7 protein-coding genes are annotated in these 13,327 nt (G+C 40.2%); 6 read left to right on the top strand and 1 reads right to left on the bottom strand.

The window, feature by feature from the left end; translation table 11 throughout:
* Window positions 1-218: 218 nt before the first annotated feature.
* On the bottom strand, window positions 219-1,052 hold the full coding sequence (locus G9H60_RS10885) for a LacI family DNA-binding transcriptional regulator (RefSeq protein ID WP_317197232.1): 834 nt from the start codon (window positions 1,050-1,052) through the stop codon (window positions 219-221).
* A gap of 362 nt (window positions 1,053-1,414) precedes the next feature.
* Between G9H60_RS10885 and G9H60_RS10890 the strand changes: the two genes are divergently transcribed.
* The 6 genes from G9H60_RS10890 to G9H60_RS10915 all read left to right on the top strand — a co-directional run.
* Window positions 1,415-2,785, top strand: a complete 1,371-nt coding sequence (locus G9H60_RS10890) for an MFS transporter (RefSeq protein ID WP_223144084.1) — start codon at window positions 1,415-1,417, stop codon at window positions 2,783-2,785.
* Between the two features lie 4 nt (window positions 2,786-2,789).
* The gene (locus G9H60_RS10895) at window positions 2,790-4,259 is read left to right on the top strand and encodes a DUF1501 domain-containing protein (protein WP_223144085.1); all 1,470 of its coding nucleotides are present in this window, start codon (window positions 2,790-2,792) and stop codon (window positions 4,257-4,259) included.
* A complete protein-coding gene (locus tag G9H60_RS10900) occupies window positions 4,256-7,045 on the top strand; it encodes a PSD1 and planctomycete cytochrome C domain-containing protein (RefSeq protein WP_223144086.1) in 2,790 nt (929 codons plus the stop codon). The genes G9H60_RS10895 and G9H60_RS10900 overlap by 4 nt, the downstream gene beginning before the upstream one ends.
* Before the next feature lie 25 nt (window positions 7,046-7,070).
* Window positions 7,071-8,144 carry an NHL repeat-containing protein gene (locus G9H60_RS10905; protein ID WP_223144087.1) on the top strand — a complete coding sequence of 358 codons (1,074 nt, stop codon included), beginning with the start codon at window positions 7,071-7,073 and terminating at the stop codon, window positions 8,142-8,144.
* 1 nt (window position 8,145) lies between these two features.
* Window positions 8,146-9,621, top strand: coding sequence for a c-type cytochrome domain-containing protein (locus G9H60_RS10910; protein ID WP_223144088.1), 1,476 nt, complete (start codon window positions 8,146-8,148; stop codon window positions 9,619-9,621).
* Between the two features lie 657 nt (window positions 9,622-10,278).
* Window positions 10,279-13,327 (top strand): beta strand repeat-containing protein (locus tag G9H60_RS10915; protein WP_223144089.1); only part of this gene is annotated, 3,049 nt, incomplete at its 3' end.

The raw sequence follows: 13,327 nt of genomic DNA on the forward strand, positions 1-13,327 counted from the left end.
ATGGATCGTGTAATTGTTTTTTCATGAATTGATTTTTTGAAATGGTAATTTTTGGGTTTAAAAATTTTTGAAATTTACCGATTATTAATTGTAATATCTTCACAATATTTTACGCAAACGTTTGCAATTGAGGCCATTTGGCTATTACAATCCCCTAAAAGTAGGTCGCTTCGTACAATAGTCCAGAAATTTGATGTTAAGGTATTGTTAATTTACCTCTAGGAACGCAGGGATGATTCCCGTATGATTAACTTAGGGTCCAATGAAATAGTAGTAGGATCCAATTTTTGATCTTTTTTGGACAAAAACAATTTAGCAGCTTCTTCCCCAATTCTTCTACTCTGCCTTGAAACCGAACTCAAAGGAGGATGTCCAAAAGAGGCTAAAGGAATATCATCAAACCCTACAATGGCCACATCTTGCGGAACCGAAATTCCCATTTCCCTCAATACAAACATGGCAGCTATGCATACTTCGTCATTTACCCCAAAAATAGCATCAGGTTTATGTTTGGATTGCATCAAGTTTCTGGTAGCTTGAATGGCACTCTCAGCAGAGAAATGCACATATTGAATTAAGTCATCCTCAACTTGTCGACCATTGGCAACCAGACAATCTTGAAAACCTAAGAAACGCTGCTGTGAAACACTAATACCAGAGGGTCCATGCAAATGAGCAATTCGTTGACATCCCATATCGATTAAATGTTGTGTCGCTAAGTATGCTCCTCGATAATCATCTGTTACTACTCGATCAGATGCCACCCCGTGATTAGGGCGATCAATGAAAATAACTGGTAATGAACGCTGTATAACACGATCTATATGTTCCCCCAATTGTTGGTCATAGCTTTCCTGAGCCATGGAAATAAATAGTCCATCCACTCGGTTGGCAAGCAAACGATCTATGTATTCTTTCTCAATAGTATGGGATTCATTACTCACACAAATATTCAGCAAATAGCCCGATGTCAATAGAATCTCTTCCATTCCTTCCAATATCGACGACTCATGGTAGTGGGTAATCGAGGGCAGAATAAGTCCAAGAGTCATGGAACAATTATTCAACAAACTGAGTGAAAGCGTATTTTTTTGATAACCAACCTTCAAGGCATATTCCTGTATGGTTTTACGGGTTTCAATATTGATAGCAGGATGGTCGTTTAATGCGCGCGAAATTGTGGACGGCGCACATTTAAACTTTTTCGCTATATCCTTTATAGAAACAGAGTTATTCAATATATCAGTATATTGGTAATTAACTCAAATATATAATTTTTTTGTGTGAAAAATCGTTTTCAAGCCTAAAGGCTGTCAAGGTTTGAAACCTTGCCAGCCTTAGGAGCTCAACACATTTCAGATTAGGATTTTCAAGGCAATATGGTTAATTTCATATTTTCTAAACCTTTTGTTATATGACTGCTTCGAATCCCGAATTCGATAATAATAAGATTCCTGTAAAGAAACTTTGGCAAGTAATCATCGCCTCCTCCGTTGGAACCGTCATAGAATGGTATGATTTCTATATTTTTGGTAGCCTTTCAGCCATCATTTCCCTTTCTTTCTTTCCTAAAGATGACCCTACAGCCGCTTTTATATCTACACTAGCTGCCTTTGGTGCGGGTTTTGTAGCTCGGCCATTTGGTGGAATTATCTTTGGACGCTTAGGCGACAGAATTGGTCGAAAATATACCTTTTTATTAACTCTCATTTTAATGGGGGGATCTACCTTTGCCATCGCATTCATTCCAAGTTATTCTGACATTGGCCTAGTTGCCCCAGCCATCCTACTTTTACTTCGTATTATTCAAGGTCTTGCTCTAGGTGGAGAATATGGAGGTGCCGCTACCTATGTGGCCGAATATGCCCCAGATGCACATCGTGGAAAATACACTGCTTACATCCAAACTACAGCTACTTTAGGATTTTTTGTATCCATCATCGTTATTTTGATCTGTCAGAAAATCATGGGAGATGCAGAATTCAAATCCTGGGGCTGGCGAGTACCTTTTGCTCTTTCTGGCATTCTTGTCATTGTGTCTTATTTCATTCGTAGAAATATGCATGAATCTCCACTTTTTGCCCGATTAAAAAAGGAAGGTCGACTTTCTGAAAATCCTTTACGTGAAGCATTTGCAAGCAAATCCAACCGTCGCTTGATGCTCATTGCCATGTTTGGGGCCATTGTTGGGCAAGGTGTCGTTTGGCATACAGGCCAATTCTACGCACAAATATTCATCAATAAAATCTTGATGGTGGACTTTACTACCACCAACTTGATTATTGCTGCATCTTTGGTAGTAGGGACTCCGCTGTTTGTTGTATTCGGTAGTCTATCCGATCGTATTGGAAGGAAAAAAATCATGTTGGGTGGTATGGCACTAGCTGCCATTTTATACTATCCCTTATTCGCTTGGATGTCGGACATCGTTGGACAAGAGGGCACTTTAATCGATGGTGCTTATCATTTAACCACAACCGGTACGGTCAAATTAGCCTTTATCTGTATTCTTTTAGTCACTTTTGCGGCCATGGCATATGGACCAATAGCCGCATTTTTAGTAGAACTATTCCCAACTAAAATTCGCTATACTTCATTATCCATCCCTTACCATTTTGCCAACGGAGTATTTGGAGGTTGCGCTCCCTTTGTGGCCACTTGGCTAGGCGCAGTGACGCACTCGAATTTTTCGGGTATTTTTTATCCCATTACCTTGGCCGCTTTAACCGTTATCATTGGGATTATTTATTTGCCAGAAACAAAAGGAAGAGCTATAATGGACTAAAGTCATGAACAAAATCATACAAGAAGCCATCCAGCATGAAGCCCAGTTAGCTACCAGAAGACACTTTTTAAGTAGCCTAGGTACAGGACTAGGGTCCTTGGCCCTAGGTAGCTTTTTGACGAATTGTAGTTCAGATTCAGGTGCCTCATTTGCCTCCCCATTATCAGCCAAAAGCTCCCCTAAACTAGGCAAAGCCAAATCGGTGATTTTTTTACACATGGCGGGAGCTCCTTCCCAACTGGAATTATTTGACTACAAACCAAGCTTAGCCAAATTCGATGGAAAAGAATGTCCACCAGAATTATTAGCAGGTAAAAAATTCGCTTTCATACGAGGTGTACCCAATTTATTAGGACCCAAAGCCCATTTTGAACAAAGAGGACAAGCAGGGCATTGGATTTCGGATTACCTTCCCCATTTAGCCAGCCAAGCTGATCGAGTGAGTTTTTTGAAAGGAATGCATACCGATCAGTTTAACCATGCTCCGGCACAGCTTCTGATGCATACAGGATCTGCTCGCCTCGGTAGGCCCAGCATGGGTTCATGGGTAAGCTATGGTTTAGGTTCTGAAAATCAAAATTTACCAGGCTTCGTGGTTTTAGCCTCTGGAGGCAAAAATCCCGATGCAGGTAAATCGGCTTGGGGAAGTGGATTTTTACCTTCCATTTACCAAGGTGTGCAATGCCGATCAGAAGGCGAACCCATCCTATTTATACAAAATCCTGCGGGTATCAATTCCGACATTCGTAAAGCCAGTATTGAAACCATTAACCAAATCAATCAAGAAACTTACCAGGAATTTGGTGACCCAGAAACTGTAGCAAGAATAGCCCAATATGAAATGGCTTATAAAATGCAAAGCTCGGTACCTGAGGTGATGGACATCAACAAAGAGCCTGCCTATATCCATGAAATGTATGGGACAGAGCCTGGAAAAGAATCCTTTGCAAACAATTGCCTTTTGGCTAGAAAACTAGTAGAACAGGGTGTGCGCTTTGTGCAGCTTTTCGACTGGGGCTGGGATACGCACGGTACGGGATTGGACGGTTCAGTAGATTATGGTTTACATCAAAAATGTAGGCAAGTTGATAAGGCTGCGACTGCTCTTTTACTGGATTTGGAACAACGAGGTTTATTGGATGAAACATTAGTAGTTTGGGGAGGAGAGTTTGGTCGTACACCCATGCAAGAAAATAGAGAAGGTAAAAAGTTGGCTTACTTTGGTCGAGACCATCATACGGAAGCCTTTACCATGTGGTTAGCTGGTGGTGGTATTAAACCTGGCGTATCTTATGGTGAAACAGACGACCTAGGTTATTCAACTATTTCAGGTAAAACCTCCGTATATGATTTACAGGCTACCATTCTTCAATGTTTGGGATTCAATCATGAAGAATTTACCTATCCATTCCAAGGAAGAAATTTCCGACTAACCGACGTTTTTGGCAAAGTAATTGATCCTATTTTGGCATGAAAAACCTGATCATCATTTCCATTTTGGGTTTGGCTGGCTTTTTTGTAGGAAAGCAGTTTTGGGAAAAAGAGTCGCGTATCGACTACAACACACAAGTCAAACCCATCCTAAATAAAAACTGCATCAGTTGCCATGGTGGTGTCAAGAAACAAGGAGGATTCAGTCTCTTATTTCGAGAAGAAGCTTTAGGAAAAACCAAATTCAATGCCGCGGCCATTGTTCCAGGTCATCCTGAAAAATCAAGCTTTATTCAACGATTGAGCTTGGAGGATCCAGAAGAAAAAATGCCCTATAAAAGGCCTCCATTATCCCAACAAGAAATTGAAATTTTGAGTCAGTGGGTCAAAGAGGGCGCTGAATGGGGAGAACACTGGGCCTACCAACCCCTAAAAAAGCCAGCGGTACCTTACAGCTCTTGGTGGAAACAAGCACTTTCATGGGTAGGAATAGAAGCTGGCTGGGAAGAAAATGAAATCGATCATTTTGTTGGGGCAAAACAAGCCGAGATGGGATTAAGTCATCAATCTCAAGCAGAAAAAGCCGACTTATTAAGACGTTTGAGTTTAGATTTGACGGGGCTAAGTCCAACAGAAGATGAATATCAAGCATTTGAAGCAGATAATTCAAAAGACGCTTATGAAAGAAAAGTAGATGAATTATTGAAATCCCCTCGATTTGGAGAAAAATGGGCCAGTATGTGGATGGATTTGGCTAGATATGCCGATACTAAAGGATATGAGAAAGATGACAAACGAAGTATTTGGCGATACCGTGATTATGTGATTGAATCCTTTAACCAGAATAAGGCTTATGATCAATTTATTACGGAGCAATTAGCCGGTGATTTATTACCCAATCCAAAAGAAAGCCAATACATCGCTACGGCTTTTCATCGGAATACAGCCAATAACGATGAAGGGGGAACAGAAGATGAGGAATTTAGAGTTGCTGCTATTTTAGATCGGGTCAATACCACCTGGGAAACATTACAAGGAACCAGTTTTTCATGCGTTCAATGTCATTCTCATCCCTATGATCCCATTCGCCATGAAGAATATTACCGCTATATGGCTTACTTCAACAATACCCGAGATGAGGATGTACCGGATGAATCTCCCTATTACCGGCATTTTAAATCATCTGATCAAAAGCGCGTAGATTCTTTACTTCATTTTATAAAAAGCAGCTATCCCAAAGAACATCAAACTTGGAAACAGACCATCCAATTTGTGGAACCCAAAATACATCCACACTGGGCCGATGAGTTTATCAATGGAGCATTACAAGATAATAAGTATTTGGCCGTTCGACCAGGTGGATCTGTTCGATTTAAGGCTGTTCCCATGAATGAAAAAACGGAGATACTCATTGCTTATAAAAATACCAATGATGCCCCTACACAATTGGTCATTCGACAAGGCTCTTTGCAAGGTAAGATTGTCACTCAAATAAAACTAGATACTACTTTATCCGAAAAAGAAGGCCTTAAAAAAGGGAATTGGGCACATGGATGGACATATGCCTTTTATAGTATTCCGGCCATGAAGGGAAAACAAGATCTCTATTGGTCATTTAGTAATAAAACATGTAAGCCCGACCAAAATACTGCCGTGATAGGATATTGGATGTTATTACCCAAACCTCCAGAGGCATTAAAAAATACCTCCTTCCTAGCTTTGGCCAAACAATTAATTAGCACTCAACCAGAAGGAACGACTCCGGTTTTATTAGAAAATCCAGCAGAATACAAAAGGAACACCCCCATTTTTGAAAGAGGGAGTTGGCTCGCCCCGGGTAAGTCTGTAGAACGGGCTATTCCTAACTTGTTTGGCAAGCAATACAATAAGCCTGTTCGGAATAGATTGGAATTAGCTCAATGGATGAGCAGTCCACAAAATCCACTCACTGCGCGCGTGGCAGTCAATCGTTTCTGGGAACAACTTTTTGGAACGGGTTTGGTTGAAACTTTAGAAGACCTTGGAAGTCAAGGACTTTCGCCAAGTCATCAAGAATTATTGGACTTTTTAGCTTACCAATTCCAATTTACCTTTCAATATAAGCCAAAAGAGTTTTTGAAATATATCGTGATGTCGGCAACCTACCAGCAAAGTTCCGAGTTCACTAATGAATCCAAAGAAAAGGATCCAAACAATCGGTATTTAAGTCATGGTCCAAGAATCCGATTAAGCCCAGAACAGCTTCGCGATCAGGCATTACTTTGGTCAGGATTATTATCTCCAAAAATAGGAGGACCTAGCGTAATGCCAGAGCAACCGGAAGGAATATGGAATGCACCTTACAGCGGAATGAAATGGACGAAAAGCGATGGAGAAGACCAGTGGCGACGCTCATTATATACCTATTGGCGAAGGAGCAGCCCTTACCCAACTCAGGTTACATTTGATGCAGGAACTCGTGATATTTGTTTATCGAGAAGAATTAGAACAAACACACCCATGCAAGCACTCAATGCCTTAAATGATCCTGTATTTATGGAATGTGCCTTATTCTTTGCGCGTAAATTTCCGAAGGAAAACGAAGAGAAATTTATAGAAAAGGCATTTTATCAGCTATTTGGTAAAGAAATTAGTTCGGCAAAAAAGAAACACTTGATGAGTTTTTACCAACAAGTACTTCCTATCTACGAGAAGGACAATCAGAAGTGCCGAGAATTTTTACATCTTTGTCCGGATAATACAATGCCACAAGAGGCCCCTATTCTAATAGCCCGGACCCTTGTCAGCAATGTCTTATTTAACCTAGATGAAAGTATCAATAAACCGTAATACTACATAACCTCTTAAAATACCTATGAACAAGTCTATTCAACGCAGAGATTTTTTAAAAACTAGCTCCGTTTTAGTTGGCGGAAGCCTCTTATCAACCTCACACACTATGAAAAAAATTGCCCCAAAACCTGGCGAAATCGTTATAGGTCACAACAATTATAAGTTCAAAGTTATTCCTAACTGGGGTATCTTGGATGCTGGTAAAAACCCAGTTAACGACTGCCATGAAATGGTGGAAGATGCTAAAGGTCGTTTGTTTTTATTAACTAACGAGACCAAAAACAATGTCTTGATTTATGATAAATCAGGTAAGTTATTAGACTCATGGGGACATACCTACCCAGGTGCTCATGGATTGACCATTTTAAACGAAGGTGGCGAACAGTTTTTATTAATCTGTGATAATACGCGCCATCAGGTTATCAAGACAGATTTAAAAGGAAAGGAAATTTTCAAAATCGAATACCCTAAAGAAACAGGTGTATATGATCATCCACATCAATTTGTTCCTACTGAAACAGCCGTGAATCCTAAGAATGGGGATATTTATGTGGCCGATGGATATGGGGCAAACTATATCATTCAATACGATGCCAAAGGAAAGTATATCCGTCATTTTGGCGGTAAGACAAATGATTACGATGATAACCTATTCAATTGCTGTCACGGTATTATCGTTGACACACGTGATCCTAAAAATTGGACTCTTCTAGTAACAGATCGTGTCAACAATAGCTTTAAACGCTTCACATTGGATGGTAAATTCATCACGCGCTATCACCTACCAGGTTCATTCGTTTGTCGGCCAAACTTACATGGGGATCATATCGTGGCTGCCACTTTCCGCAGTGGAGATGGAAATTGGCCGGGCTCTGGGTATATTCAAATCTTAGATAAAGACATGAAAGTCGTTTCTACACCTGGAGGATCTGAACCAATTTACAAAAATGGCATATTACAAAAACAGCATAAAGATGATGAAAACAAAGTCTTCATTCATCCACATGATGTATATGCCGATTCTGATGATAATATATATGTAGCACAGTGGGCTTCTCAAAAAACCTACCCTATTAAATTGGAACGTATCGGTTAATATGATTCTTTTGGACACGGAGGTAATTCCTGATTGGATACTATTTTTTGGCCATTTTCATCCCATGTTGGTGCATCTACCTATCGGTATGCTCCTCATGGGAATGATTTTATATGTGTTTTCCAAGAAAGAAGAAGTTCAAAGGCAAACTTCCATAGCCCCTATTTTATGGACAACTGGAATCATGGCACTCATCTCTTGCGCTATGGGCTGGTGTTTGTCCTTAGCTGGGGAATATGAAGGGGATACTTTAAAAATTCACCAATGGCTAGGAATTTGCCTAGCCCTTTGCTCCCTGGCGCTGGCTTATATGACACAACATTGGTCCCAGGATGCTTTCATGTCACGGTTTTTCAAACCGGGATTACTATTGGCTTTTATCTTAGTGATGTGGACGGGGCATTTGGGGGGCAACTTAACCCATGGTTCCGATTATTTAACTAATTACCTGCCACAACCTTGGAGAGGATGGCTAGGTATTGCGCCAAGGGAACAAGCGACTGAAGAAAAAGGCATACAACCTATACGCATTAAAAATTTACAAGAGGCACTTATCTTTCAAGATTTAATTCAACCTACTTTAAAACAAAAATGTTGGTCTTGCCATAATGCTGAAAAACAAAAAGGCAAATTACGCATGGACAGCCCAGAGTATCTCATGAAAGGTGGTGCAAATGGAGAAATTATCCAAGCAGGAAATCCAGCAGAAAGTGATTTGATTAAACGCGTACTTTTAGATCCTTCTCATGAAGACCACATGCCTCCAAAAGGCAAAGTGTATTTAACAGAAGATGAGATTGTACTACTGCAATGGTGGGTCAAAGAAGGAGCGCATTTCAACAAAAAGATTATTAACATTCCTTATGATGCCCGAATCAAATCTATTTTAGCAAAATATACCCAAGTAGGAAATCAGCAAGAAGCCTACATCTCTCCTGTTTTAAAAGAAAACATTCCTGCTGCCACTGATGCAGATATTGAAAAACTCAGAAAACACCACTTATTAGTCATTGCTTTAAGTAAGGAGAAATCATTCCTGGAAGTCAATGCCATTAATGCCAAACAGATTGGGGACAAAGAACTACAAGATTTGGATGGCATTAAGGAACAATTGGTTTCTTTAAAATTAGGAGGGACAAATATTAGTGATGCCTTATTGCAACAGATCAGTAGTTACCCCAGGTTGGTTCATCTACAAATAGATCACACCAAAATTAGTCGTCAAGGACTTTCCTACCTCAGCTCTTTGAAGCACTTAGAAACCTTGAACTTGGTAGCTAATGCCATTGATGATCAAGCAGTATTGGAGCTTGCTAAACTACCTACTTTGAGAAAAGTTTATCTCTGGCAGAGTAAAGTAAGTGACCAAGGGATCAAAATGCTTCAAAAGAAAATGCCCAAGCTAATTATTGACCAAGGTTGGAAGGGAAAGTGGCCATTAGATACCCTAAATATCCCTATCAAAAAACCAGAATAAGGGCACATATATTTGCATCTTTCCACCTTAACTAGTTGCCAATTTTACCTATAAATCAGACCAAATTGATCCATTTTATTCACAAAATTTGATTGATTTACCCAAAAATAGCTTGGATTTCATAGGAAAATAAGCTCTTTATGGGCCAAATTCGGCTAAAATTGTGTTGAGTCAGACTTCATTTCAAGGACCTCTAACTCAAATTCTGTTTCCATATTTAAATTTGACCAATTTTTGAGATTTGTCCAAAAATTGAACTTTTCTAAGATTCTCAAAATTCACAATTTTTCGTCATTTTTTAAAATCTGCCTACGGAGCTTCTCAAGCATTTCATTTGTTCAAAATTTTAAATTGAGTACAAATGTCGATTCAGATTATTTCTACAACAAAAATGAAATTATTACTTTTGTTTGAATTATAATCTCAAAGGCAATTTGAAAAATCTTTGAGAGGTGGTATCCTGTTCCTAAATTATATATGAAAAAATCTACTCCTTGGCTGCAAAGTCTTTGTGATGTACCGACCATATCTGGTAAGGGAATTCATACCCATTCAAAAACGTTTCCGACTTCTGTTAATTCTTCCCTGGGCTAATCCACTGGGCTGATTATCAATTTTAAAAAATTGGATTAGAAAATTCGTGTTCTTAAAAATTATATGAAAGTATTTCACACTACTTATTTCAACACATTGAAACAGTTCCCATCATTGCTATCAATCTTGGTAATCATTGCTGCACTATTGTCTTCCTCTATAGAAGCCAGAGGCTTGGAAACAAATACTGCATTAGATTATCCAAAAGTAATTCCTTCTCCAGAGTTGTCGATGAACTTCCATGCTCCCCTTCACACGAATGCAGGTTGGGAAGTTATCTTCTTTGATCAAACTCCTGGAAAGCCAAAAAGCCCAGAAGAATTACGAATCATTCAGGCGAACAAAGAGGTAAACAAGTTTTTACTTCAACTCTTTCAAAAATCGAATTACCAAGATTTATTATTTTCATATTTCCCTGGAAACCGTACAAAATCAGATTTAGTATTCACACAAAAAGTAGAGGAATTACGTAACCTTGTTTTTAATAAAGGATTTAATGTCCCAGTACAGTTACTAAATTGGTCGGTTATCAACGGAGCCATGGCTGCCTATGCCAACCACGGCCCAACAGGCAAACCTATCATTTATTTCAATGAGGAATATGTATCGGGTCAAGCCCCTTTCTATTATCCAGAAGCAAATGATCGTCAGATGGTGGGCCTATTATTGCAAGAGTATGGACATGCTATTGACTTTTATTTAAATGGGGAAATTGATTCTCCGGGTGATGAGGGAGCCTTATTTGCAGCCCAAGAAATGGGGTATACATTAGCCCCTGAGGAAATCAATGGAGCCAAATTACGAAACGATAGCAACCATATACTTGTTTATGGAAAGACCTTACAGATTGAAGAGGCTGCCTTGGTAACACAAACCATTTGGCCAGCAACTATTTCATCAAATAAAGTAACCATTAATGGAGCAAAAATATCAGGTAGTAACTTTCGATTCGAAACTGTGTGTACAGGTGGTGGTTCAAACTGTAACTTTTCAGGTACTACTGGTGGAGGGTCTAATACCGTTGTAAACTTTACATATTTAACAACGGGAGGAACAACAACCGCACCAGTAGGCGGTGTCATGTCCTGGAGAGATCAAAGTGGTAGCCCTAACTCCGTATTTTTCGATCAATATAGTTCAGGTAGCACCACTTCTGGTGCAGGTTATGTAGTAGTTTTATTAGTTAACGCAACGACCAATGCTTATACTTCAACATCACAAATTAGTGGTAATAGTGGGCCTGTTGGTACAACATTGGACAACTTTGCCGTTACAAATACTCCAACAACAGGTAATTCAACCATCACGGCAAGTCCATCTACTGGAGTAGTTGCCAATAATACCACAACATCCACATTAACCATTACAGCCAAAAATTCTAGTAATGCAGCCATAGTAGGTGCTACAGTAACCATCAGTCAATTTTCTGATTCAGGTTTGCTTGTTCCAACAACTAAATCAACCATCAGCCCAGCAAGTGCAACAACAGATGCTTCAGGTATTGCCACTTTTACTGTGACAAGCACGGTGGCCCCACAAACCATTTATTACCGTGCTACCGTCATTGCATCCGGATTTGAAACCATTTTATCCAATAATGCAAGTGTTGGATATGTAGTTGGTCCGGTAGCCAAACTACAAGTCTTAATGCCCGGTGAAACCGCCGATCCAGGAACTGCAACAGGTAAAACAGGTACTCCAACGGATCAAGTGGCAGGATCCAATACAACGGTAACAGTCAATGCAGTGGATGCATGGTGGAATAAGGTAACATCATCAACTCCAACTGTTGCCATCACCACCAGCGATGCTAATGATACGCATCCATCCAATGCTGCATTAACAGCAGGAACAGGGACATTCACTGTTTCTTTCCGTACAGCTGGAAACCAAACGGTTACTGCAACTGACCAAGCTGCCACATTAACTGCAAATACAGGAACAAGTACATTGGTTACAGCAGGAACGGCAACTAAATTACAGGTATTAATGCCCGGTGAAACAGCCGCTCCAGGAACTGCAACAGGTAAAACAGGTACACCTACAGCCCAAACTGCTGGTAGCTCGTTCAACTTCACGGTAAATTCAGTAGATGCCTATTGGAATTTCGTCAATACTTCCACTGCTACAATTGGTATTACTTCATCCGATGCTACTGCCACCCTTCCAGGAAACTCAGCATTGGTTGCAGGTACTAAGCAGTTTGCTTTAACATTTAAAACTGTCGGAAATCAAACTGTGACGGCCACTGATCAAGCAGCTACATTAACTGCCAATACAGGTGCAAGTACGGTGGTAAATGCGGGAGCGGCATCAAAATACATTGTAACCTCCTCGGCATATTCTCCCGTTTCAGGTAGTACTGTCACTATTTCAGCACAGTTAGCCGATGCAAACAATAACCCAGTAAGTACTTCTGGACAAACCGTTACTTGGACCAAATCAAATGCCAACGGAAGTTTTGCCTCTGCCACTTCTACCACCAATGGAAGCGGTATCGCAACGGTAGTATTTACCACACATACTGTAGCATCTACATCAACTACAATAACGGCCACGACCTCTGCTATCACAGGTACATCACCTACGATAACCACGACATTGAGTACTCCAAACGCTGCCGCATCTACATTAACACCTACTTCGGCTAGTATCACAGCGAATGGTTCTTCTACACAAGTTTTAACCGTTACAGCCAAAGATGGTAGTAGCAACAATATTGGTTCAGGTGGATCTACAGTTACCATCACTAAATTATCTGGTACTGGAACAATAAGTTCAGTTACCGATGTTGGGAATGGTACTTACACCGCTACAGTTACATCACCAACCGCCACAGGTTCTGGTGTCTTTGTAGCCACCTTAGGTGGAGCAGAAGTGAGAAATGGTACTGGATCTCAAACGCAATCTACCATTTCCTATGTTGCAGGTGCGGCGACAAAATACATCGTTACTTCTTCTTCTTCCTCTCCAACAGCAGGTGGAACAGTAACCATCACCGCTCAATTGGCGGATGCTAACAACAACCCAGTAAGTACTTCTGGACAAACCGTTACTTGGACTAAGTCTGATGCTAATGGTAGTTTTGCTACAGCTACTTCGACTACCAATG

Origin of the sequence: Aquirufa aurantiipilula, assembly GCF_019923745.1 — a bacterium.
Classification (GTDB): Bacteria; Bacteroidota; Bacteroidia; order Cytophagales; family Spirosomataceae; genus Aquirufa; species Aquirufa aurantiipilula.